The organism is Enterococcus sp. BWT-B8, assembly GCF_020567625.1.
GTDB lineage: Bacteria > Bacillota > Bacilli > Lactobacillales > Enterococcaceae > Enterococcus_L.
Genome location: NZ_JAJDJV010000019.1, coordinates 18,560 through 43,854, shown reverse-complemented (window position 1 = coordinate 43,854; position 25,295 = coordinate 18,560). Strand labels below are relative to the sequence as shown.

17 protein-coding genes and 1 pseudogene are annotated in these 25,295 nt (G+C 38.4%); all 18 read right to left on the bottom strand.

What is annotated here, in order from left to right; genetic code table 11:
* Positions 1 to 225: 225 nt before the first annotated feature.
* Positions 226 to 492, bottom strand: a pseudogene (locus tag LI951_RS14220) (methionine gamma-lyase family protein); the annotation flags it as partial.
* An 85-nt stretch (positions 493 to 577) separates the two neighbouring features.
* On the bottom strand, positions 578 to 1,828 hold the full coding sequence (gene hflX / locus LI951_RS14215; protein WP_229442674.1) for a GTPase HflX: 1,251 nt from the start codon (positions 1,826 to 1,828) through the stop codon (positions 578 to 580).
* 13 nt (positions 1,829 to 1,841) lie between these two features.
* Positions 1,842 to 2,759 (bottom strand): tRNA (adenosine(37)-N6)-dimethylallyltransferase MiaA, encoded by a 918-nt coding sequence (gene miaA / locus LI951_RS14210; RefSeq protein ID WP_229442673.1) that lies wholly within the window; start codon positions 2,757 to 2,759, stop codon positions 1,842 to 1,844.
* A 193-nt stretch (positions 2,760 to 2,952) separates the two neighbouring features.
* Positions 2,953 to 5,016: a glycosyltransferase family 2 protein gene (locus tag LI951_RS14205; protein ID WP_420705944.1), complete on the bottom strand. Its 2,064-nt coding sequence runs from the start codon at positions 5,014 to 5,016 to the stop codon at positions 2,953 to 2,955.
* A 671-nt stretch (positions 5,017 to 5,687) separates the two neighbouring features.
* Complete coding sequence (locus LI951_RS14200; protein WP_229442671.1) at positions 5,688 to 7,400, bottom strand: hypothetical protein; 1,713 nt, start codon at positions 7,398 to 7,400, stop codon at positions 5,688 to 5,690.
* 48 nt (positions 7,401 to 7,448) lie between these two features.
* Positions 7,449 to 9,875: a glycosyltransferase family 2 protein gene (locus LI951_RS14195; RefSeq protein WP_229442670.1), complete on the bottom strand. Its 2,427-nt coding sequence runs from the start codon at positions 9,873 to 9,875 to the stop codon at positions 7,449 to 7,451.
* A gap of 38 nt (positions 9,876 to 9,913) precedes the next feature.
* Complete coding sequence (locus LI951_RS14190; RefSeq protein ID WP_229442669.1) at positions 9,914 to 11,287, bottom strand: hypothetical protein; 1,374 nt, start codon at positions 11,285 to 11,287, stop codon at positions 9,914 to 9,916.
* On the bottom strand, positions 11,268 to 12,209 hold the full coding sequence (locus LI951_RS14185; protein WP_229442668.1) for a class I SAM-dependent methyltransferase: 942 nt from the start codon (positions 12,207 to 12,209) through the stop codon (positions 11,268 to 11,270). The genes LI951_RS14190 and LI951_RS14185 overlap by 20 nt, the downstream gene beginning before the upstream one ends.
* A gap of 20 nt (positions 12,210 to 12,229) precedes the next feature.
* Positions 12,230 to 13,510: an ABC transporter ATP-binding protein gene (locus LI951_RS14180; RefSeq protein WP_229442666.1), complete on the bottom strand. Its 1,281-nt coding sequence runs from the start codon at positions 13,508 to 13,510 to the stop codon at positions 12,230 to 12,232.
* A gap of 12 nt (positions 13,511 to 13,522) precedes the next feature.
* Positions 13,523 to 14,338, bottom strand: a complete 816-nt coding sequence (locus tag LI951_RS14175; RefSeq protein WP_229442664.1) for an ABC transporter permease — start codon at positions 14,336 to 14,338, stop codon at positions 13,523 to 13,525.
* Positions 14,339 to 14,540: 202 nt separating this feature from the next.
* Complete coding sequence (locus LI951_RS14170) at positions 14,541 to 17,432, bottom strand: GBS Bsp-like repeat-containing protein (RefSeq protein WP_229442662.1); 2,892 nt, start codon at positions 17,430 to 17,432, stop codon at positions 14,541 to 14,543.
* A 156-nt stretch (positions 17,433 to 17,588) separates the two neighbouring features.
* Positions 17,589 to 20,066, bottom strand: coding sequence for a YfhO family protein (locus tag LI951_RS14165; protein ID WP_229442661.1), 2,478 nt, complete (start codon positions 20,064 to 20,066; stop codon positions 17,589 to 17,591).
* Positions 20,067 to 20,077: 11 nt separating this feature from the next.
* On the bottom strand, positions 20,078 to 20,581 hold the full coding sequence (locus tag LI951_RS14160; protein ID WP_229442660.1) for a GtrA family protein: 504 nt from the start codon (positions 20,579 to 20,581) through the stop codon (positions 20,078 to 20,080).
* Between the two features lie 41 nt (positions 20,582 to 20,622).
* Positions 20,623 to 21,570, bottom strand: a complete 948-nt coding sequence (locus LI951_RS14155; protein WP_420705942.1) for a glycosyltransferase family 2 protein — start codon at positions 21,568 to 21,570, stop codon at positions 20,623 to 20,625.
* 76 nt (positions 21,571 to 21,646) lie between these two features.
* Positions 21,647 to 22,486: a dTDP-4-dehydrorhamnose reductase gene (gene rfbD / locus LI951_RS14150; RefSeq protein WP_229442657.1), complete on the bottom strand. Its 840-nt coding sequence runs from the start codon at positions 22,484 to 22,486 to the stop codon at positions 21,647 to 21,649.
* A gap of 188 nt (positions 22,487 to 22,674) precedes the next feature.
* Positions 22,675 to 23,703: a dTDP-glucose 4,6-dehydratase gene (rfbB, locus tag LI951_RS14145; protein WP_202068945.1), complete on the bottom strand. Its 1,029-nt coding sequence runs from the start codon at positions 23,701 to 23,703 to the stop codon at positions 22,675 to 22,677.
* Between the two features lie 21 nt (positions 23,704 to 23,724).
* Complete coding sequence (rfbC, locus tag LI951_RS14140; RefSeq protein ID WP_229442655.1) at positions 23,725 to 24,297, bottom strand: dTDP-4-dehydrorhamnose 3,5-epimerase; 573 nt, start codon at positions 24,295 to 24,297, stop codon at positions 23,725 to 23,727.
* Between the two features lie 19 nt (positions 24,298 to 24,316).
* Positions 24,317 to 25,183: a glucose-1-phosphate thymidylyltransferase RfbA gene (rfbA, locus tag LI951_RS14135; protein ID WP_202068949.1), complete on the bottom strand. Its 867-nt coding sequence runs from the start codon at positions 25,181 to 25,183 to the stop codon at positions 24,317 to 24,319.
* Between the last annotated feature and the right edge of the window lie 112 nt (positions 25,184 to 25,295).

The window sequence follows — 25,295 nt, the reverse complement described above, 5'->3', positions numbered from 1 at the left end:
TATGGTTTCCGAGATTTTTCAAATATGCGTACCCGAATTTTCTTACTCAACGGCCTTATTCAATACAAATAAAAAACACCGGAGAAGGAGTTCGATTCCTTCTTCCGATGTTCATTGGTGATATTATCAGTCCGATTTGACAAAGAGCCGAAAAAACGATGACTGGAGATATCATTCCAATCATCGATATACTAAAAAATGTGAAAAAACCAGACCATTTTTATACTAATAGAATACTTCATTAACGGCATGTGAAACAGCAATTTTTATGTGTTCATAAGTCAGTCCGCCTTGAAGATAAATTAAACACGGAGGACGAACGGGGGCGTCTGCACTCAACTCCATACTGGGTCCCTGAATAAACGTTCCGGCTGCCATGATAACATCATCTTCATAGCTCAGCATGCCGGACGGAATCGGTACAACAAATGCATCAGCTGGAGAAAACTTTTGAATCGCCTGACAAAACTTGATCATCGCCTCTTTTTCCTTCAATCTTTCCTACAGCAGTTTAAGCTGCGAATTTATTTTTTTATCAACTTCTTCAATTTTAGTGATCAATTCAGGATAAAAGCCTTCAGTCCAACTCATTTTCCTGTCTCCTTACCCATTTGGAATCTTTTTTCGCAAATCCGCGCACCCTATAACTGTTTTCTTCTTCTGCAAATTCTTCTGACAATAGAATCGTATGTCGTTTAAGTTCGCTCAGCAGCTGCCCCTGATCAACAGCTATTTCCAACTCATAAGGAACAAGCAGCTCCATCATTTTCTCTCTGATCCTGCCGATTAACGTTTCTTTATCCTGACTGTTCTTTGCAGAAATCAGCACACTTGGAAACAGCGTTGGGGTAAAATCATCTTCCATAATCAAATCCGCCTTATTATAAACGGTCAGTACAGGAATATTTTCAAAATCAAGATCATCAAGCAGACCTGTCACTGTCTGTTCATGTTGAAGACGATTGGGAGCACTGGCGTCAACAACGTGAAGCAGGAGATCCATTTCTCTGCTTTCTTCCAGTGTAGACTGAAAGGCTTCAATCAGCTGTGTAGGCAGATCCTGAATAAATCCAACTGTATCAGTGATCGTAACCTCCATCCCATTAGGCATCTGCCATTTTTTAGTCAGCGGGTCCAAGGTGGCAAACAGCTGATCTTCTGAATAAGTTTTCGCAGCTGTCAACATGTTAATAATCGTTGATTTTCCGGCATTCGTATATCCTACCAGCCCAATTTGGAAGACATCAGCATTTTGCCGCTTCTGCCTGCTTCGTTCTCTATGTGCAGCAACTTCTTTTAATTCTCTTTTGATAATGGTAATTTTATTGCGAATATGCCTTCGATCGGACTCCAATTTGGTTTCTCCAGGTCCTCTCGTTCCGATCCCGCCGCCCAGCCGGGACAAATGCAAACCTTGTCCTACCAGTCGCGGCAATAGATAATTCAACTGAGCCAGCTCTACTTGAAGTTTTCCCTCTTTTGAGCGTGCCCGAAGAGCAAAAATATCTAAAATCAGCTGTACTCTGTCGATAACTCTTATCCCAAGAGCCTCTGCAAGCTGCTGGTTTTGTCTGGGGGTTAACTCATGATTAAAAATCACCAAATCTGCTTCATGGGCATCTGAAAAGTTAATAAGCTCCTCTAATTTCCCCTTGCCAATAACTGTCTGCCGATCTACTCGAGGACGCTTTTGAGTCAAACAGAAAACGACTTCTCCTTGTGCTGTCTCTGTTAGTTTTTTTAATTCCTGCATTGAATAATCAAATTGACGAGTATTTGCTTCCGTTTCTACACCAACCAGAATCACTCGTTCTTTTCCATTCTCCATAGTTTCTTCCTCTCTATTGATCGAGCCATTGGGCAACGGATCGTTCCAAATCAGGTAATTTTTCTGGGTGCATGACCAGATCAATCCAATGAGCAGTCATTCGATTTTTAAACCATGTCAGCTGTCGTTTCGCATACCTTCGTGAATTTTGTTTTACCTGATCAACCGCTTCCTCTAGCTGAAGCTGCTGATCAAAATACGGGAAAAATTCCTTATAGCCAATACCCTGAGCAGCCTGTACAGACCTGTTTTGAGCCATCAGCTTTGCTTCCCTCAAAAGCCCTTGTTCCATCATTAGTTCCACTCGCTGATTAATTCGTGCATAAAGGATTTCCCTCTCCGTTTCCAAGCCAATCAGAAAATAATCATATACTGGCTTTGGCTTTTCTTTCGGTGACGTGATACTGTAACCTGTTGTCTCAAACACTTCCAGTGCCCGGATGACCTTTTTCCGGTTATTGAAGTGGATGACCTCTGCCGCTTTCAAATCTTTCTCTTTCAGCAGCTGCCATAAAGCTTCATTGCTATTCTTCTCAGCATATTCTTCATATTTTTCACGAATAGCAGAAGTTTCCGGCTCGTTTTGTCCGCCCAATTGAAAATCATACAGCAATGCCTGAATGTACAAGCCTGTACCGCCAACAATAATCGGTAGTTTGCCCTTAGCAGTAATCTCTTCTATGTATTTCCTGCCTTCACACTGGAAATCAGCCGCAGAGTAACTTTCAGTTATTTCACGGCAGTCAATCAAATAATGAGGAATACTCTTTTTTTCCTGCTCTGTCACTTTGGCTGTTCCAATATCCAGTTGACGGTAAACCTGCATGGAATCTCCGCTGACAATTTCACCATTAAATTTTTCTGCCAAATATATGCTCAATGCTGTCTTGCCAACTGCTGTCGGTCCTGTAATTGCCAGTACTTTCCTCATCTTTACTGTCCTTTTCTTTTTTCTCAATTCTTCAAAAGAACCGGGTAGTACTCATTCTAGAAATACTCCCGGCATTAAACTGCACTTCTGTCATTGCTCGTCAAAAGTTCTTTCACAACAATTAGCATCTTATTCAAGAGTTTCTGTCTCTAAACATCCATTTCTCTGCACAAACCCAATGTAATTTCATCACTTATAAGCGTACTGTGAAATCTCCGCCGCTTACTGTTAAGTTCGGGTTATAAAACGGATCATTTTCTACATAGTCTGGCCATCTTCTTCTGAATCGTTCTGCTTCCTGCAGGAATCGTTCTTGCTTTTCCGGTGTATCTTCATAGCCTCTGGACTGTGATTCATAGTGATAAAGTTCCGTATCCGCTGCAAACACATTGTATTTACCCAGCTCGTCGTAAACGCGGATACATAAATCCACATCGTTATACGCTACAACAAACTCTTCATCGAAACCGTTCAGCTGGTCAAAATCAGTCTTTTTAATCATCACACAGGCTGCAGTAACTGCCAGATAATCTGTATTTACAACCAGCTTTCCGAAGTAGCCGAAATCCCCTTTAGGGTATGTATGATGCCCATGTCCGGCAACTCCGCCCAGTCCGACAATAACACCGGCATGCTGAATCGTATTATTCTCATAATAGAGCTTTGCCCCAACTGTTCCCACATGGTCAAACTGTGCCAGTGAAACCATATTGGTCAGCCAATTCATATTGATAACTTTCGTATCATTATTTAAAAACAAGAGATACTTTCCTTTTGCTTCTTTCGCCGCAAGATTATTGATTTTCGAAAAATTGAACGGAATATCAATTGACAGTTTTGTAAAACGATCTCCAAGCATTGTTTCATAATGACTGTAGAGCTCTTCCATCTGTGCCTCATCACTGCCATTATCTGCAACAATAATTTCAAAATTGGGATACTCTGTTTTCTCAACAATTGAATCTACACATCTTTTAAGATCCTTATAACCATTTCTTGTAGGAATAATGATTGACACCATTTCTTTTTCAGGAATATCATAAGTTACCCGATACAGTCCGTTAGCTGCACCAGATTCCACAGATCCGGCAATCCCTCTTCTGTTTAATGCTTCCTGCAGTGCTTTCTGACCAGCCAGGAAGGCATAGTTTTTTGAGCCCTGATTCGCTGCAGTAGAGGTATCCAGCATTCGCCAATGATAGAGTACTTTTGGAATATGAGCAATAGTTTCCGGTGCTGTTTTTTCAGTAAATCGTAAGACCAGATCATAGTCCTGAGCCCCTTCAAAGCCCTCACGCAGTCCGCCGATTTCTTCAATAATCGAACGACGGTAAACACCTAAATGAGAAATGTAGTTCGTTCCCATCAACAGATCCGGAGACCATTGAGGCTTAAATGCCGGATCAGAACGTGTACCGGATTCATCAATTTTATCTTCATCTGTATAAATTAAGTTTAATTCCGGATGCTCATTTAATAATGCAGCAACCTCATATAATGCATTCGGAGCAAGCTCATCATCATTATCCAACAGTGCCACAAATTCTCCCTCAGCAATTTCCAATGCTGAATTTGTAGCTTTGCAAATATGACCATTTTCTTTTCTAAAGACAACTTTGATTCTGCTGTCTGACTTTTCATAGGCAGCCAAAGCATCCAGCAGCTCTTTATTTGTCGAAGCATCGTCTGCTATGCATAGCTCCCAGTTTGTGTAGGTCTGATCTTTAATTGACTGTATGCACTTGTCCAGCCATCTAACTTCCACATTGTATACCGGCATGACAACTGAAATAAGAACCTGATTCTTTAATTCAGCTGTTTGCTGTAAAGGCTGTTCATTTTTCTCAATCCATTCCAAATACTTATCATTCGTTTTCTGCTGCTCAATTCGAACTCTGCGATACGTATTCAACAAACCGTTTCTTTTGAGATAGCCGAAACCCTTTTTTACTTTTCTGAAATACTGCTTCCATTTGTCTTTATTGACAGACTGTTTAAGATTGGCATAGTTCTTTTCCAAATCAATCGTCTGAGTGACCGTTTCTTCTGCGTTTGAAAAAAGAAGAACTGCCTCCCCTTTAAAAGACTGCACTGTTAAAGTAATACTGAAACCAACAGAGACATAGGGCGGAAGATCATAAATCCCTATTACGTCTCCTCTAGGTGCCAGTCCTATTTTGCTGGAAACAATCTCTGCTGTCTTTTTCACTTCAATTTGCGGATTTTTTTTACTGAGCATATCTATCGCCCAGCCCATAATTGTTATCTCTTTTTTTTGTTTGTCTTTATAAATGTTATCAATATTCACGAGGATTTTTTGTTCATTAGCCATTTATTCGTTCCTTTTCTATAAGTTTATTCTATTCATAGATTACAGTGTTTTATGAGCAAAGTCCAATTCAATCATTTAAATGTCAAACGAAGCCGAAATTGTGCTTATCTGCTCGTCTTCCAACAGACTAAACAGGCATCCGCCGAACTTAAATGAACAGTCGCTTTGTTGTGATTTACAGTTCAAGGAATAACATACTGATTTATTTTATCATCAATTGAATACTTTGAGAAGAAATGGTTTGTTTTGAGTTTACCCATTTCCCACTAAAAACTCCATTATATCAGTAGTTAAAGAAGCTGTTTTATAAACAAATGAAGTACTGTTAGTTCAACAATTTTCTGTATTATTTTCAACAATTTTGGGTAAATTCAAAATGGTTTGTTCCTTTCAGCCCAAAAAAGATGTTCCTTAAAAATCAAGTTCACTGCTAAACAAAAGAACTTTATCTACAAAGATTTTCTTTTGCGTAAATTCTTTTCTTCTACACAAAAGCACCTGTGATCTGAACCCGATTACGGGTGGATTCACAGGTGCTTTACTATCGCTCCTATCGCTCCTATCGCTTCCTTTTGAATTAATAGGCAGAAGAAAGTTTATTCGTTTACAGGAGAAATATCTTTTTTCTTTACTTTTTCTTTTACGAAAGCTCCTAAAGAATACAGGCACAGCAATTTAAAAACTTGAATAACCGGAACTCCGCCCCCTGTATAAAGTGTCATGAACAGCTCTTTTCGATCGGTTGCCCAGGTTGAAAACCATGCCACACCGAACAATAAAATAATAAAGCTTAAAAACAAGCCGGTAACAATAATAAAAAGCGTTGTGTGCTCTTCTTTAAATTTATTCTTAACCATTTGCCAGATGATAACCAGATAGCCGATAAGTGATAAAAACAGAAGCGGTAAACTTACAGCTCTATAAACCTTAATAATGTGGTTTGATATTTTTACGGCTGGTTTTGCTGATGTAAAGATTTCAGCATCTTCTGGAGTACCTGGATAAATAAATCTCGTGTTTATCAATTCCCCATACCATGCCAGCTCTTCATCAGAAGCATTCATTACTCCAATTCTCGAATCATAGTTCCCATATTGGCTGGTTGCGTAAAAGCCATATTGGAAATACTCCCAGATCAGCGGCATGTCTTCCATGGTCTTTCCGTCACCTGATTTTGAAATAAACAGTCCTTTTTTCTTAATTAACTGTCCGTTCGCAAACCCTTCTTCAAGCTCCTTGGACAGTTTTTCAAACAGCTCATTTGATTTTACTGCACTTTCATAATAGCCGTCTTCAACCAGCGACTGTCGAAATGCCCAGAAAACAATATCGCCATGTACTTCGCCGTCCTCACCAGCCCAACCTGAAATATCATAGACCCAGTTGATATTTTCTTCAAGAGATTTTAGTGTAGGCGAAGCCTTCATTCCTTCAATAAACGCATCTCTGGAAACCCACACAGCAGATTCTTTCTCTTCATTTGTCTGAATTTTTGTCAATAAAGACATCGTTTCAGCAAAAGGTCCTTCCGTTCGATCATTGATTTGATAGACACCATATTTCTGTAAATTAATAAACGACAAAAAGCTGGTTCCTCCCACAAACAAAATCAGAGGGATTACACAAATAAAGATCCGTTTGATTTTACCGGCAGTCTTCTCTTTATCGAGGAAGATACTGATGATTGTTACCAATGCTGCTCCTAAAAACAGAGGCAGAAGCCATATGGAATCTTCTCTATTAAACCAGAAGAATAGAAAACTTATACCAGCAGTTATACTCCAAAACAAGGGTTCCCAAATTGCCTCATTCTTTCTAGAATAAAATAATCCAAGCAAACATGCAATGACAAGTAATACACTTGGTGCCCATATTGCATTTCGATAAAGCCTTGTTGCATATTCGAAATACAGCATAACCGGAGAGTAGAGAAGAAACAGATAGAATATGCTGAGTGCATACTTGTTTTTAACAAGCTTTCTCACAGATAAAACAAATAGTATAATTGCCAGAATATATATTCCCAGCAAGGCTTTAGGATAAGAGATATTTAAAAAATTCGTAATTGCCAGAAAAACCGGATATGAAATCCCTTTAGCAAGTGTTACAAACGAATAGCCTCCCAACCATTCTCCCTTTACCAATGTATCTGCGTAATCAACAAGCAAACGATCATCAAAAACTGCACCGTTATCAACAAACGATGGAATTCTGGTAATCAGCAGGATTCTGGCAAAAGTAGCGGCCAAAAGAATTACGGCTAATATCCATGTACTTTTTTTCTTAAAAAAACTCTTAATTTCTTCCATTCTTTCCCTCCAACTTTTCCACGACAGCTTAAACCGCCTATACTGCTCTTAAACCATTTTTAAAGAAAAGTCCTGTGTATCCAAAGAGAGATTAACATTATAATAAGGATCTCCTTCAGCCAAAATTTCCGGCCATTTTCTTTCAAAAACAGCAATCTCATTTTGGAACCGCTGGATTTTCTCCGGTGTATCCTCTGCACCTCTGGATTTGGATTCATAATGATATAATTCTGCATAAGGATTATATACAACCAGCTTGCCAATGGTACGAACCTTCAGACAGAAATCAATATCATTAAATGCAACAGCCAGCTCTTCTGAAAAACCATGCACTTCTTTAAATACAGAACCTCTGACCATCATACAGGCAGCTGTCACCGCACTGTAATTTTGAGCAACAATAATCCGATTGAAATAGCCGTTCTCAGTAGGCTTCTGATTAACAAATGTATGTCCGGCTATTCCGCCAAATCCTACTACAACTCCTGCATGCTGAATCGTACCATCAGGGTAGTAAAGTCTTGAACCAACCACACCGACATCTTCTCTCATTGCATAATTTAGCAGCTCTTCAATCGTTTCAGGATTAATAATCTCAACATCATTATTCATAAATAAGTAATAGTCGCCTTTAGCAAAGCTTACTCCATAATTATTGATAGCTGAGTAATTGAATTTCCCTTCATAGCTGACCAATTTTACACGAGAATTTTCTTTCTGCAACTGTTTATAGTAAGCAAATGTCCCATCTTCAGTACTGTTATTTTCCACAATAATGTATTCTATGTTTTTATACGTACTTTTTTCTTCAAGTGAATTTATACAGAGCTGCAAGTCTTCAATGTGATCTTTATTTGGAATAATGATGGAAACAAGAGGATCATTTTTTCTCTTTAAACGAGTTCGGTACAAACCAAAATATTTCCCCTTCTCAACGACAGCCTCAACACCAATTCGGTCGTAATGAGCCTGTACTGCTTTTCTCCCAGCCTCAACTGCATACTCTTTACTCTCAGGATTTTCAGCAGTTGACTCTTCAGAAATACGCCAGTGATAAAGAATTTTAGGGATATGATATACGTGCTCTGTCGCTTCCACACATCTCAAAACAAAATCGTAATCCTGAGCCCCGTCATATTCAGAACGAAGCATGCCGACCTGCTCAATAATATTTTTCTTCACAACTAAAAAATGGCAAATGTAATTAACAGAGCACAGCATATCAATACTGAAATCCGGTTTAAAATGCGGCTGAACATACTGGTCATCACCATAAACCTTATCTTCATCAGAATAAATGACTTCTGCATTTGGATGATTGTTGATTAAACGGACATTTTCATAGAGTGCATTTGGTGTCAGTACATCATCGTGATCCGCAAATGCAATATAATCACCTGTCGCAATTCTAATTACTGCATTTGTATTTTCAGAGATGTGCAACTGCTTCTCATTATGAACCACTTTTATTCGTTCATCACTTTTCTCAAATTTTTCAAGTATTCCTCTGATTGGTGAATGTTCACCGCTGCCGTCAGATAGACAAAGCTCCCAATTTTCATAAGTCTGGGTCTTCACAGAATCAACCAGCTGATTCAGATAATATTCAGATGTTTTGTATAATGGAACAACAATACTGATCAGTGGCTGATTTTCAAAAATAGTCTTTTTCTGCTCAGCCAATTCGCTTTTTCCAGGCAAATGGATAGAAATCCATTCCTGATAATTTACTGGTCTCGGCGCATTAGAATCAAAGTGACGCCTGATTTTTCCGACAATAGACTGAATCATTTTAACAATTCCCTGTGTTTTCATGACTTCACGAGCCTTTTTGGCAAGCTCAATAAATCGTTCTTTCCTGTAATAAGATTTGCTGAGCTGAATCTCTTTATTTATCTGAAACTCTTCATTGCTAAAAGACAATACAGCACTGCTTGCATTTGTATAGTGGAATTTAATGACAAAACCATTTTCATCAGGTAAATCATATTCAGGAAAAAGTGCCAGAATATCTCTTCGCTTTACTCGTTCCAGCTCATATTCAATCGATTTATTTCTGTTATCCTTCAATTCAATATGAACGGGCTTGTCAGAAACCATCCAGCCCTCTATCCTACAAGTCTTAGTGACGAAGTCAACCTCCGACTTATCATAAAAAACCTGAATCGGATATCTTTTTTGCAACAGCAATGGAACGCCTATTTCACAAGAGAGTTCTTCTTCCCCTTTGATAAGGCTTAAAATTTTTAAACTGTGGTATCCTTCCAGTTCAAGCGGAAGAGTAACAATAATCTTTACAAAACGGCCAATAGAATTATCCTGAATTTCATCAGGCTCTTCAAGTATATAGTTGAGCAGCTGATCATCCAGTTTCAAACGTAAGGTCTGATCCGTTTTCAGCCAGGCATCTATAATGTATTTTGTTGTATCTTTTAAATGAAAACGATCGTTTCTTATCCAAAAATTGTTATTCACTCTATTAGTCTCCTCGTTTCATATGGAAAGTTTTCTCATCAACCTTTTTTAAACGTCTTCTTATATTTTTCATACGCTTTCCAGATCTTTGTATTTTCCATATTTGTAATGACTTGTTTCTGATGAGCAAGCTCATCGCCCATTACACTGATTTCTGTTTCATAATTACTTTTCTCTTTATTTAAATGAGCAACGGACTGATTCAGTTCATCAATCTTTCTCTCAAATAACTGTCGTTCACTCAAAATACTTTCAAACATGTATTTTGAGTGGTCAAATACTTCTTTGACCTGAAAACTTATGTTGACAGCCTTCTTTTCCCTAAGCCCACCTATAATAATCTGCGGGTCGTCAGCAATGAAGATCAGCTGATTGTCTTTAATAAGTGCTCCATTCGTATTTAGAATTGCCAGCCGCTCCCCATTTTCATCTCTGATTTCAAAATCGGTTACCAGACATGCGTGCTCAAGAGGATCCACTCTGAGAAATTCAGTATCCAGATTTAATTGCAGATCAATCACCACTCTGTTATCTATGTTTCGAATGACAACCATAGAATTTTCTTCTGAAAACGAATAATCTGAACTCATAAATAATTGAATAGGTGTTTCCTGCTTTTTCTTTTCAGCATTGTACACATGTTTTAGATCAATACTTCCCGGAGAAATTTCGTCATGAAGCTCTCTGATTGGTACAATCAGTTTTTCCTGTTTCCTGTCACTTAGTAAGAAGTGCGTTTGAAAATGCTGCTCCATTTTAGCAAAAACAACTCTTTCTTCCAAAGAAATGTCCACTTTTTCAAAAAGATCCATATTGTCCAATTGTCCTCTGTATGGACTGCTGTTGATAAAATAGTGAAGGATTCGATAAATTACAAAATTAGCCGGAACTGGAAAATCAAAGGTCCATTCATAATCGATCATTGTCCATTTTTCACCGCAAAGTGCATTATTCAAAACCATGTCTATATTTGTCACTTCAGCAGATAAAGCTTCACCCAATTCAACATCGCCAAATGTCTCAATAAATTCAGGCGTTTTCACAAATGGCTGCGTCATCTTTCCCTTTTTAACTTCATTTATGTAAGAAAACAAACGCTCTGAAAACTGTGCCAGATTTCTTTTACGCAATAGCTGATTCAGTTCATGTTCCAGTGTGTACTGAGACAAATATTCAAGGGCTACCCGATCACCCAGATAATCACAATGATTCAGTGCTATGCTGGTATCCTTGTATATGTCCTGAAGTTTCTGATACCAGTTGTAGATATCTTCAATATGCTGCTGACCTTCCGGGTACAAATTCTTTTTATAAACAGTCAGTTTTCCAGAGTCATCGGACATAATATCCGTTCGAACAGCAAAACGACGGGCTCTTTCATTTGAGTATTTACTAAAGACTATTTTCTTCATATGATTCATCCCCTTCCAGTATAGCTAAAAAAGAGTTTGAAAAAAGAGGAAATAAGCCGCTTTTAATCAGGCTGTCGTATGCTTTTGTTTCATCAAAGGCATTTACTCTCAAGCGATCATAATTCTGATGAATATGCAGGTCTCCGGATTGAGGCAGATAGTCATCGGAAAAAATATAAAGCGGCAGCTTGTAGTCAGGGTACGGATAGTAAAAATCAACAGTTGAAAAACCACTCTTGGTAAAAAGAGTTTGAAGTTCGGGCTTTGAAAAAGTTGCTGCAATCCCTTCATGATGATACCCTTCAATGCCGTCAAACAAGAGACCAGAATGATCTTCCACACACCCGGCAAAATACTTCAGTCCTAATCTGTTCTCTATTGCAATAACAATTTTTCCGTTAGGTCTCAAATGTTTTTTTATTATCTTCAAAAAATCCACGTAAGGATCTTCAGAATTTATGTATCCTTTTCCGTATTCAAATACACCGATTAACGTAATCCAGTCATATTTTTCAGTTAAGGAAGCTTCAACATCCTGAAAATTTCCCAGTTTGATGAGAATATTATCTTTGTCTTTATTTCTGGCTGCATTGATCAGGCTTCTTTTTTTGGAGAGATCAATACAGTCTACCTTTTTCGCCTTCTCACTTAAAACCCCTGTGATCGCTCCACAGCCCGCACCAATTTCAAGTACTGTTTCTGTCTTTTCGATTGGCAGCCATTCAACGATGTTGGTTCGAAGATGCGACAAATGATAGAGGATCGCCCAGTCTTTGGATTCAGCAATAATTTCATTGTATTCTTCTTCCTTATGACTGGTCACGATCTCAAGAAGCTTGTCTTCAATCGTTCCATCACTGTAATAATCTTCACCAGGATAATGAGTTTCATCCAGTTTCACTTTACCAACATATATCTCCACATCAAAACCCCTTTCAATTCTTAATCCACTATATCTATCTTTACTTTTGAATTCATGTCAAAATATCCTACAGTATCTTTTGAAGAAACAACTGTAATATTACAAATATCATAAAGTCTGTGATATACATCGAATTCTCCCTGTGGGTATCCTGTACATCCCAGTGACAACAAATATTCTCCGCCTTGAATCGCCATATTTTGCGTGAAAGAAACTTCGAGTATCGTTCCTTTCTTACGCGCTCTCACCTCAACCTTTTCAAACAGACTGTTGGTGCCGGAAATTTCTGTCCCTTTCAGATCTTTGATGGTGAAAGCATAAATCGCATCGGCCAAATCCTGGTGGAATTTTATTTTCATCTTAATAGTAAAATCAGTAAATTTTTCGATCGTGTTTGCAGCAAGACCGTCAGAATCAATAATAGTAAAATCAATGATTTCTGCCATCTTATTTCCATACTCCAAGACATCAGGATTTAAACTGAATGGCTTTTTCCAGCTGTCTGCTTCATCCATTCGAATATCATCAACATCATTGATTCCTTTTGGTGAATCATATGCCTGAATACCTTCTTGTTTTACCAAAACTTTTTTAAACAGATCAACCATTTCTTTGGAGCTTCCTTCATCAAGCTTCTCTCCATTATTTAAGAGAACAACTCTGTCACAATATTTGCTGATACTGCCCAAATCATGACTGACCAGTAAGATTGTTTTGCCATTTTCTTTAAATTCTTCAAATTTTTTGTAGCACTTCGCCTGAAAGAAAACATCGCCTACGGACAAAGCTTCATCCACAATCAGTATTTCAGGCTCTATATTAATAGCCACAGCAAAAGCCAGCCGCACAAACATACCGCTGGAGTATGACTTGACAGGCTGATGTATATATTCGCCAATGTCAGCGAACTCCAAAATTGCATCCAGCTTTTCATCGATTTCTTCTCTGCTGAAACCAATCATTGTGCCGTTCAAATAAACATTTTCCAACCCTGAATATTCTGGATTAAAACCTGCTCCTAGCTCAAGCAGGGCAGAAATACGTCCATTTACAGTAACATTGCCGCTTGTAGGATTCAGCACCCCTGTGATAATCTTCAGACAAGTCGATTTACCGGATCCATTCGTCCCGATAATACCTATGGTTTCGCCTTTTTTCACATCAAAACTGACATCTTTCAGAGCAAAATGTTCAGTGGAATTGACCTTCATCCCTAGAGCTTCTTTCATCCGGTCGAAGGGTTTATCATATAAACGATATACTTTATTTAAACTTTCTACGGTAATTACACTTTCTGACATGGTTGAGCCCCTTTACAGCACATCTGCAAAATGTACTTTTAATCTTCTAAACAATAAAATTCCGATCAAAAACAAAACAGCAGTTACTCCCCAAAAATAGAGAGTCAGGCTGGGATATTCCCAAAAACCAATTTTATCAATCAGCGTTGTACGATAGCCGTTAACCACATAATACATTGGATTTAATTTAAGCAGTTTAGCAATTAAACTGCTGTCTGACAAGCCCAAATCAGGAAAAGCCCACATAATCGGCGTCAGCCAAATTCCAACTTGAAGGACTATATTAACAATTTGAGTGAGGTCCCTGAAAAAGACAACGATCGAACTGGTAATATAAGAGACTGCCAATACAAAACAGAAAATACAAAAGCTGTAGTAAATCACCTGAAGATAATAAAAATCAGGGACTATACCATAAAACACATACATCAGCAAAACAAACCCAAGAAAAAATATGTGAATAAAAAAGGCTGACAATATTTTTACCATTGGCAGGATACTGATTTTAAAGACAACTTTTTTTACTAGATAATTATATTCAATAAATGTGTTTGTTCCCGACACCAACCCATCCTGTAAAAAGAACCAGGGGACCAGCCCCGTAACCAGCCATAAAACATAAGGCGCCCCTCGATCTGTACCATTCTGAAAAATGTTGCCAAAAACAAACCAATAAACAAAAATCGTAATAATCGGTTGAACAAATGCCCAGAAAATGCCTAGATAAGAGCCTGCATATTTTGTTTTAAAGTCATTTTTAGCTAAAGTAAAGATCAATTTTCTATTTTGAATTAGTTCGATTGGTATACTCATCAGCTTTTTAAACATATAATTATCTAATCTCCTACACTACATTCTTTTGTCCCTGCTCGTCCATTAAAACATCAACAAATTATATCACTTATTTCAAAAGCAGGCAATTTTATCAAAAATCCATAAAGAATTTTTTACCATTTTTACTGAACAAAAATATAAACTATATCTGTACTTCCAGAAAGCAGCAGCTATAGTTTACATCATTTTTCTATCCTTATTTTGTTACATTCACTTGGCTTCCTGCTCCAAAAGTAGACAGCCCGTTAACGGAATACATATAGGCATGCACCATGTATTTCCCAGTATTGTTTCCATGATCTTTAATGTTTACTATCACTTTATAAGTACCATTTGATTGCTTCACAGCATCATACCATTTGATATCAGACTGATTTACCTTACTCCATACAGGCACTCTGATTCTTGAAATTCCAGATTTGCTGCTCCCCTTCAATGTTACGACAAAGGATTTAGTCGCTGCATTGTAAGTACTAGTGGTCACAGTAAGCGTCGGTTCAGAAACAGTAAATACTTTTGCGGTTGCCAGCTTCATCGTCCCATCTGCTAATTTAACGTAGGCATGTGCATTATAAGCACCTGAACCTTTATGCTTTGAGATATCGACTTTGGCACTGTAGCTACCATTACTGTTTTTAGTCGCTTTATACCATTGAATATCATCCTGTCCGTTTACCTGACTCCATACAGGAATCAATACTTCTTTTGGTGTTCCATAAATACCCATGGCAACGTTAAGTTTTATATTGTAGTACATTTCTTTACCATTACTATCTTTAATATCCAAGGTCCCAGTCAGACTCGGTGCAGTCACTTTCAAAACAGGTGCTGCTGCAAAACCAGTTGTACCATTTGCTGCATCGGCATAGATATGAATCCGATAATCTCCGGAATTAAATTTATGATTCTTAACATCAGCGGTCACTTTAAAACTGCCGTCACTCTGTTTGACGCCATCATACCATTTAATATCCGATTGATTACTTTGACTCCAAATCGGAATTCGGACCTTGCTTAAGCCTGATGGACTCGTGCCTTTCACAGTTACAGTAAACGTTCCCTTGCTTTGGTTATAGCTTCCCGCCGTTACAGTTAATACATTCGGAGATACAGTAAATACATTAGATGTGACCATTTTCAATGTTCCATCGGAAAGTCTTGCATATGTATGAACATTGTAGTCTCCGGTATCTTTATGATTTTTAATGTTAATTGCAGCAGTATAGGTACCATTGCTTTGTTTAAAGCCAGTATACCAGCGGATATCATCCTGTCCGTTATTTTTGCTCCAAGTAACAAAGTATATCTCTTTTGGTGTTCCATAAGAACCCATGCTAAGAGTCGCTGTAGCAAGATAATTTGTTTCTGTTTTCTGCTTATCCTGAATTGTTACAGAACCAGACAACGGTGCCAGAGTAACTGTAACAGGACTTGCAGCTTTCACAGCAGTCAACCCGTTCACAGCATATACGTAAGCGTGTATGTTATATTTTCCGATATTGTACTTGTGATTTTTAATATCAAAAGTTGCTTTATAAGAACCATCCGCCTGCTTCACCGCATCGTACCATTTAATATCAGACTGATCGCTTTTACTCCAAATCGGCACAGACACACGACTGATTCCAGATGGGCTGTCCCCTTCTACAATAATATCGAAAGTACCTTTGGATTCGTCGTATTTACCTGTGGATATACTTGCTGATACAGGTGAAACGGAAAAGCCGGAACTTGCTGTAAATATTTTATCAGATGAAACAGACAGCATTTGAACATAGGTATGAACAGAGTATTGTCCACTGTCTTTATGATTGGCAACATCTATATTGGTGCTCCATGTTCCGTTATTATCCAAACTGCCCTCATACCATCGGATGTCATCCTGTCCATTCATGTTGGACCAGACAGCAAAAATTACTTTATGAGGCGTATACCCCCCGGCCTGAACAGCAGCAGTTGCTTTAAAGGTTGTTTCGGTCTTTGCTGTATCTGCAACCGTTGTTGTACCTGTTACAGGAATTGCCGCATTCCAGTGACTGCCGTTTCCATTTGTAAACAAACCGGTATAATCTGTATTCACATCAAAAGGATGAGCAATTCCCGGGAAATAAAAATTAGATGACCATTGCCATGAAGAATAGTCGCTATTCCAATTTTGTGAAGCTGTCGGTGAATAAGGATATTGAGCAACCCAAATATTCCCCTTTTCAAATGTACTGGTGCTAAATACGCCTCCTTCAACATCCAGCCAGCTCCTTGACAAATAATAGGCAACTTTACTGTAACCCGAACTGTTTAACTGTGCTTTAAAGGCTTTTGTATTTGTATTAACGGCTGCTGTTCTCATCGCAGATTCTTCAATGTCATCCACCATTACTGTATCCTTTGGAAGCAAAAGAGAATTTGCTTTACTGGCAAAGTAGGCAGCTTCTGCTTTGGCTCCTGCCTCAGTCGTATAGTGACTGTAATGATAAACAGACACTTTCAATCCTGCTGTTCGAGCGTTAGTGATTTGTGATTGTGCATATGGATTAAAATAGGTAGTACCTTCTGTCAGTTTGACAACTACTCCCGTCACTCCATAATTCTTCATCATCAAATACTGACTGGCTGAAATCTCTCCGTTATGCGAAGAAACATCAATAAAACTTAAAGTTGGACGATTTTCTTCTCCCGCATTAACCACATCAATACTTGCTAATGGAGAGATTGCTGCTGCCCGGCGGCTGGCCATTGTCAAATCAGAACGACTGGCCGGAGAAGGCTCAGTATACCCCTCGCCTGAATCTGTCACTCCGAATGTCGGATTAACAGTTGGTTCTTCAGTCTCTGTTGTTTCTGACGTTTTTTCTTCCACAGAAGTGCTGCTTTCAGTTTCAGTCGTATTACTCTCTGGAACTGCTTCAGTGCTGATCGTTCCTTCTTTTGAGGAGCTTTCCACCTGCTGATTTTCCAGCAAGATTTCGTTTATTTGTGTCTCCATTCCTGAAGTTGTATTGTCCTCTGCAGATACAACTATTGCAGGTGCTGTACTGATCGCAAGTAGATCTGCGCAGACAATCAGGGAAATAATTACTCTTTTACTCATTTTTTCCTCCTGAAATCAATTACCCGTTTTTTCATTCATACTATTCCATAAAGTACTACTCATTATTTTACCGTATTAAGAGGAATCAAACAAATACTCTTTCTTCCTCTGATTAACCTGACAACTGTCGGTTTGCTTAGTTAACATGCAGTATTATTAATTAATTTTATAGACTCTATGCCCTTCATCTGAAAGGTATTTGAATTCTGTGCCTTGTTCAAACTCAGGAATAAAACTCAGATCATTCTGTGTAAGAATATATTTTACGTTCATATTTTTCAGTTCCTGCAAAGAAAGATTCACAATAAATACATCAGCCTGCACAAGCTCAAAGCTGCCTTCAGCAGGATCTTCAGAAGCAACTGCTCTGATTACAATATGAGCATAGCGATTATATATATCTTCATATTTTTTATCTTCATCTATTGATTCCCATAAATCCAGATTCGGGTAGACATTTGTAGAGTTGATTGTCGGCAGACCAAACATTATCAGTATATTATTCATTGGCAAACCTGTTCCTTCAACAATCCATGTTCCTTCCTCTTCTTTTTGAATCTCCTTTAGAGAAACTGCAAGCTTTGATTTTTCAATACTATCTGTCGACTGCTGAATCGGATTCACAGAAAAGCCGCTGATCAGTACTATCAGACCGATAAAAGCTGTGACTAGCTTTGGTTTTCTATTTAGACAGATAACCAAAGCCCCCATACTGAAAGTAAGGAAAAAGACAGCCAGTATTGCCAGAGGATGACGAAGAAATATTGGATACTGCTGCTGATTCGCCCAAGCGGCTATAACAGCATACAGACCGGCTGTCAGGAACCCCCATAGCGGTTTAATTTTTACTTCCATCAACGAAAGAACGCGCAAAAGCAGGAATGTGTTGGCCAGACCAAGACCCAGATATGCACGTCTGGATTGCGTTTTATCCAGGAAAGTAATTTTTGCTACGATCTCAGGATAGCCGACAGTCATCCATACAAGCAGGAAAATACTGACTATGATAAGAATAATCATCAATGTATCTTTCTTCTTATCTTTGAACATATAAAAGAGACTCAGAACAATACCCAAAGGAAATAGATCCAAAAAGACAGCCATTTCCGAAGTATTATGGATATCAGCATACGGTCTGAACGGGAAGAACAGATTTGTAAACCCGCCCCAAAGGTTCTTAATTTCATAACCGCCGCCAAGCTCTACTCTGGCGCCCGGATAAACTGTGTTCATTACTGAATTAATTGTATCTATGGATGAACTGAAAACATAGCCTATTACTGCAGCAAATAGGATAGTCATACAGGCAATAGTAATAATGTCAATTCTTTTAAATTTCAAAATAGATCGATTTTCTATAAATATCCACAATATACAGCCTACAAGTACATATGCTACCGGAATCATCCACGACGGATAGAAAGTCAAAATGAAATTCCCGGCACAAAGCAGTATTAAAACAAAATACAGAGCTCTTTTTTTGCTATTGTCTGTTTTAATATATTTGTCCAAAAGCAGTATTGACAGCTGTGCGGCTATCAGCATTTCCACTAGTCCGTTGATGGCAAACCACCATTGAACAATTGGGGAAAATGTAATCAAGATACTTCCAAGAAGAGCATACGGTTTATTGCCTTTAGTTATTAATTTGACAAATTCATATGTAACCAAAAATAAAACAACCAGTCGGGCATACCAGAAAAATGCCAATCCATAAGAAGTGCCCAGTAAAACATAGCCGACACTGAATATTCTGAACAGAAGATTCAAACTAAACGCCGGCTGACCATAAACGATCGACACATCCGTTAAAGTTCCTCTGATGATATTGCTGACAGCCGAATACCCATTATAATATTGCGACATGGTCATCGGTGTATTAACCGCCCATTCATCAGATCGAATAGGTCGATTTACTCCAACTAAAAGACCATCATTTTCCATGGATATGTAGTCTCTCCATGAAGCAATAGAAGAGCCGCTTAATTCCAAAAGAACTGCGATTGCAATACAAGCTGCCGCAATCCAATAACGGTAGCGGTCAATGGTTTGATATAATGTATTTGGTCCAACAATAAAATGAGCAAAAAGAAACAAAACAGCCGCTGCAATAAGGAATGCCAGCGTCAAAGTTCCTTTTGAAAGCAAAACACTGGGCTTGACCAAATCAAAAGTCTCTATTTTAAATTTCTGATCAGCAGCTGATCCTAAATCAACCCGTAAATCACTGATGTAAGAATTAATAGAAAAACTGATTTCTTCTCCGTCAACAGATAGAACCCTCTCTATCGATTTCTCTTCTGAAAAATCTTCACCCTGTTGAGTATAATATATTTTTATGTCTACAGGAAGTTCTGAAGAGGACACTCTCAGACTCAACTTATTTACATAAGAATTGATTCCCTGATAAATCAGATAGGAATCCTCTCTCTCTGATGTCAGTTCCCCGTTTTCAGAATCGTATCCTACTGCTTCTGGTTCAGTATCTTGAATTACCAGCTGCGAATTCATCATGGAATGAATGACATTACGAAAGCCTATCTGTGAGCCATGTGCTAAAAACAAGCCAACGATACTGGAAATCACTCCACAAACAAGAAAGCAATACAGATTCTTTTTTGATTCCTTTTTCATTTTGTTCTCCTCTACCTTTCCAGCAATATGTGTCGAGAAACAAAATTAAAGATCATCGTCACAGTAGTCGCAAGGAACTTGGCCAGCATATAGTAAATACCCAGCCATTCAATTCCCACATACATCATTGCCTGATTGATCATCCAGCCGATTACGGCTGTTACAAAAAAGATAACTACCTGTTTTTGAACGGAAAGTCCTTCTTTAGCTACAAAAACATATTTCATACTCGCCACGTAATTGAAAATTAGTGCCAGTATAAATGCAATTGTAGCAGCTATGTACACATCAACACCTAATACAGATCTTAAAATAAACAAACTGGCAAAATCAATAACTGTTGCTATAATCCCGACAATACCAAACCCTATGATTTTATTTAGCATAAACTTAGTTATATCCTTTCTAAAACTGCTTTTCAAAAAAACAGTAAACAGCAGGCAGAAAATATATGCCTCCAAAAACAGCTGCATGATTATTTCTGCTTGCCATTCACTTTTAACTGTTGCTAACAAGGTGCCGACCATCCGTTGTTTACTTTATGCCGCAACCTGCTTTATTTTTTATTTTTATCAACCTGATTGTTTCGCCAGTAAATATCGTGCAACTCCAGTTCGTAATCTTTCCTTGAATTGTTAACAACTGTATCTAAAATCAGACCAGTAATAAACAACAGCAAGGCAACAAGCATTAGCCCCACTGCCAGAATAGCAGATGGAACTTTACTGATAAAAGAAGTCTGAATAAATTCATTGATTACTGGAATTCCAATGAGAAGACTAATGATAAAAAATATCAGTGCACCTATAGAAAAGAAAAATAAAGGTTTATAATTTTTAAACATATTAATAATTGTCATAATTACTTTGAAACCATCTGAAATAGTATTCAGCTTTGATTCGCTGCCTTCCGGACGATCTCTGTAAATGATGGGAATTTCCTTTAATCTGAAGCGTTTATCCAATGTGTGAATACTCAGTTCCGTTTCAATTTGGAAGCCGTTACTCATTACAGGGTAACTTTGAACAAAATACTTGTTGAATCCGCGATACCCAGTCATGATATCCTTGATATCACTACCGTACAATAGATTAATAGAATTCTTTACCAGATTATTTCCCAGATTATGCATTGGACGTTTGTTCTCATTCGTATACGTTCCATTGGAAAGTCGGTCCCCAATGACCATGTCAGCCTCACCGTTTATCAGCGTTTCAAGTAAACTGTGGCAGGCATCTGCCGGGTAAGTGTCATCCCCATCAACCATCAGATAATAATCCGCCTCAATCTCAAAGAACATTTGTCTCACGACATGTCCTTTCCCTTGTCGTGGTTCTTTTCTGACAATCGCGCCGGCTTCTCTGGCAATTTTATTTGTATTGTCAGTTGAATTATTATCATAAACATAAATATCTGCATCTGGTAATTCTTTACGAAAATCTTCAATGACTTTTTTGATTGTCAATTCTTCATTATAACAAGGGATCAAAACTGCAACTTTCATAATACTCTCCTTCATTTTATTCTACAGGTATTCATAGAACTTATTCATTTAAACAAATCTTTTTTTTATATTCCGGTTATTTAATACTTTCCAGCATTTGTGCCAATGCCTGCTGCCAAGTTGGAATCTCAAAACCCAATGCTTCAGTCTTTCTTAAATCCATTACAGAGTACTGCGGACGTTTCGCTTTTTGCGGAAATTGCGTTGAATCCACAGGCAGCACTTCAACATCCGTGTCTTTTAAGATTTCTTTTGCAAACTCATACCAGCTGCAGCTATTCTCATTTGATAGATGATAAATACCGTAATCCGCTTTTTCTTGAATAACAAACAGCATAAACTCAGCTAGTGTCCGGGTCCATGTAGGACGTCCGAACTGATCATCTACAACAGTCAGCTGATCTCTGGTTTCCGCCAGCTTTTGCATGGTAAAAACGAAATTATGACCATATTTTCCAAAGACCCAGGAAGTCCTTATGATATAATACTTGCTCATTGTTTCCTGAACAATTTGTTCACCCAACAATTTCGTACGTCCATATTCATTTTGAGGATTTGTCTGATCATCAGTCTGATAGAGTCCGTCTTTTTTAGTACCGTCAAATACATAATCTGTACTGATATAGACTAAAACTGCACCAACAGCTTCCGCTGCTTCGGCCACGTTTTTAGTCCCGTCAACGTTGATCTTTTCATCAAGCTCTTTGCCTTCATCTTCCGCTTTGTCTACCGCAGTATAGGCAGCACAATGATAAATCAATTCAGGTTTAACTTCAGAAATAAACGCTTTTGTTTCTTCCAGACTGGTAATATCCATTTCCCCAGCATCTGTTGAAATATATTCCAAACCCTGCTCATCAAGTAAATGGCGTAGTTCCGTTCCCAGCTGTCCATTTCCACCAGTAATTAAGATCATTTTATTTTCTCCTCTGCTTGTCATTGTTTGTTACGGAAACCTTTCTCCGGTAATAGCAATAATTTTTCTTGTTTGAAAAAATATTGTCGAAAAAACTGGTCCCCATTACCAATACTACCCTCTATCATTAGAACACATGATAAAGGGCACCTATAATCCTGACTCTTATTAAATAAACATGTCAAGTACTACTGACCGTTCTTAGCATAGTTTGACTCAACTGCTTCTTTTTCAGCCAGCCACCAGGTTTCATTTTCAGAATACCATTTAATCGTGTCGGCTAATCCATCCCGGAAATTAGTGAACTCAGGTTTCCAGCCCAATTCTTCACGAAGCTTGGCAGAATCAATCGCATATCGTAAATCATGACCAGCGCGATCATTTACATGTTCGTAAGCATCTGTCGGCTGTCCCATCAATTCCAGAATCAGTTCAATAACTGTCTTATTATCTTCCTCGCCATCGGCACCAATCAAATAGGTTTCACCGATTCGTCCTTTTGTCAAAATCGCCCAGACAGCAGAAGAGTGATCATTCGTGTGGATCCAATCCCGAACATTTTTTCCTGCTCCATATAATTTAGGCTTGATTCCGCTTAAGACATTCGTAATCTGGCGAGGAATAAATTTCTCGATATGCTGATAAGGTCCGTAGTTGTTTGAACAGTTGGAAATTGTTGCCTGCAGATTAAATGAACGAACCCATGCTTTAACAAGCAGGTCTGACCCTGCTTTTGTTGAAGAATAAGGACTTGATGGGTTGTAAGGTGTTTCATCAGTAAACTTCTCTCCCGGTCCTTCTCCATGTCCCGGTAAATCTTCACGTAATGGAAGATCTCCGTACACTTCGTCTGTTGACACATGGTGATAACGAACATTATTTTTGCGGCATGCCTCGATCAGTGTATAAGTTCCAATAATATTTGTCTGTAAAAATGGATATGGATCGTTCAGAGAATTATCATTGTGAGATTCTGCTGCATAATGAACTACCGCATCTGTTTCTTTAACCAGTTTTTCAACAAGCTCTGCATCTGCTATATCTCCAACAACTAATTCCACTCGATCTGAGGGAAGTCCTGCAAGGTTTTCTCTGTTTCCTGCATAAGTTAGTTTATCCAATACAGTTACATGAACTTCCGGATGGTTATTCACCACGTAGTGAACAAAATTTGACCCAATAAAACCAGCTCCGCCGGTAACTATAATGTTTTTCATCTTCAAGACCTCTCTCAATTTCTAAATTTCACCATAAACAAATGGGTTTTCTGCTTCAAATTCTTTTAAAGTAGGGTGTTGCTGATCCTTTTCAGAAGTAATTGCCTTACTGATATCAATCGGCCAGTCAATCGCCAAATCAGGATCATCAAATGCGATCCCGCCATCTGCTTCTGCACTGTAGTAGTTATCACATTTATACATAAAATTAACATCCGGTGTCAGCGTTACAAATCCATGAGCATAGCCTCTCGGAACCAGCAGCTGACGATAATTATGTTCAGACAAAATATAGCCTTCCCAAGCTCCATAAGTCGGACTGCCTTTACGAATATCCACGATAACGTCTAAAACTGCTCCTGTTACCACTCGAATCAGCTTTGTCTGAGCAGCTTCTCCCTTTTGAAAGTGCAGACCTCTTAAAACGCCTGCTTCGCTGGAAAGCGAATGGTTATCCTGCACAAAATCAAAATTCAGACCATGCTGTGCAAATTTTTCTTTTGAATAGCTTTCTGTAAAAAATCCTCTATGATCACCAAAGACATCCATTTCGATTATTTTGACATCTTTTAATTTTGTTTCAATGACTTTCATTTATTTTCCGTTCCTCCTGCTACACTTCAGCCAGCCTCAGCAAATATTGACCATACCCGTTTTTCTTCAACGGCTGTGCTAATTCAGTCAGTTGCTCTTTTGAAATATAACCCATGCGATAAGCAATTTCTTCCAGACAGGCTACTTTTAGATTTTGACGTTTTTCAATTGTCTCAATAAAGGTTGATGCTTCCAGAAGCGATTCATGCGTTCCAGTATCAAGCCACGCAAAGCCTCTGCCCATCACTTCCACTGATAATTTATTCTTTTCCAGATATACTTTATTTACATCGGTGATTTCCAGTTCGCCGCGCTCTGAAGGCTGAATACCTTTAGCAATCTCCACCACATCATTGTCATAGAAGTACAAGCCCGTAACCGCATAATTTGATTTTGGCTTTTCCGGCTTCTCTTCAATTGAAAGAGCCGTCATCTCTCCATCAAATTCTACTACACCAAAACGTTCAGGATCATTTACGTGATATCCGAAGACAGTTGCTCCGTTTTCCTTTGCTGCTGCTCTCTGCAGCATCTTGGATAACCCGCCGCCATAATAAATATTATCGCCCAAAACCAGACAAACACTGTCATCCCCTATAAAGGATTCTCCGATAATAAACGCTTGTGCCAAGCCGTCAGGACTTTCTTGGACTGCATACTCAATATGGATGCCTAAATCAGAACCATCACCAAATAGGTTTTCAAATCTAGGTGTGTCTTCCGGGGTAGAGATAATCAATATCTCCTTAATCCCTGCCAGCATTAATGTGGACATTGGATAATAAATCATTGGCTTGTCATATATCGGCATTAGTTGTTTGGATGTTGCTTTTGTCAGCGGATATAATCTTGTTCCGCTTCCGCCGGCTAAGATAATTCCTTTCATGGAAAAACTCCTTCATAAATATTTATTGTTGCATTCTTTACATACCATTTTACATTATCTCATTAACCTATAAACTTGTCATGTATTTTCCTTATATTTTACAAAAACGTAA

Excerpts from the sequence above, each read along its gene's own strand:
- rfbD (WP_229442657.1), bottom strand. The coding sequence starts at position 22,486 with ATGATCTTAATTACTGGTGGAAATGGACAGCTGGGAACGGAACTACGC.
- LI951_RS14170 (WP_229442662.1), bottom strand. The coding sequence starts at position 17,432 with ATGAGTAAAAGAGTAATTATTTCCCTGATTGTCTGCGCAGATCTACTT.
- LI951_RS14190 (WP_229442669.1), bottom strand. The coding sequence starts at position 11,287 with ATGAAGAAAATAGTCTTTAGTAAATACTCAAATGAAAGAGCCCGTCGT.
- hflX (WP_229442674.1), bottom strand. The coding sequence starts at position 1,828 with ATGGAGAATGGAAAAGAACGAGTGATTCTGGTTGGTGTAGAAACGGAA.
- miaA (WP_229442673.1), bottom strand. The coding sequence starts at position 2,759 with ATGAGGAAAGTACTGGCAATTACAGGACCGACAGCAGTTGGCAAGACA.
- LI951_RS14180 (WP_229442666.1), bottom strand. The coding sequence starts at position 13,510 with ATGTCAGAAAGTGTAATTACCGTAGAAAGTTTAAATAAAGTATATCGT.
- rfbB (WP_202068945.1), bottom strand. The coding sequence starts at position 23,703 with ATGAAAAACATTATAGTTACCGGCGGAGCTGGTTTTATTGGGTCAAAT.
- LI951_RS14165 (WP_229442661.1), bottom strand. The coding sequence starts at position 20,066 with ATGAAAAAGGAATCAAAAAAGAATCTGTATTGCTTTCTTGTTTGTGGA.
- rfbC (WP_229442655.1), bottom strand. The coding sequence starts at position 24,297 with ATGAAAGTCATTGAAACAAAATTAAAAGATGTCAAAATAATCGAAATG.
- rfbA (WP_202068949.1), bottom strand. The coding sequence starts at position 25,183 with ATGAAAGGAATTATCTTAGCCGGCGGAAGCGGAACAAGATTATATCCG.
- LI951_RS14205 (WP_420705944.1), bottom strand. The coding sequence starts at position 5,016 with ATGGGCTGGGCGATAGATATGCTCAGTAAAAAAAATCCGCAAATTGAA.
- LI951_RS14155 (WP_420705942.1), bottom strand. The coding sequence starts at position 21,570 with ATGAAAGTTGCAGTTTTGATCCCTTGTTATAATGAAGAATTGACAATC.
- LI951_RS14200 (WP_229442671.1), bottom strand. The coding sequence starts at position 7,400 with ATGGAAGAAATTAAGAGTTTTTTTAAGAAAAAAAGTACATGGATATTA.
- LI951_RS14175 (WP_229442664.1), bottom strand. The coding sequence starts at position 14,338 with ATGTTTAAAAAGCTGATGAGTATACCAATCGAACTAATTCAAAATAGA.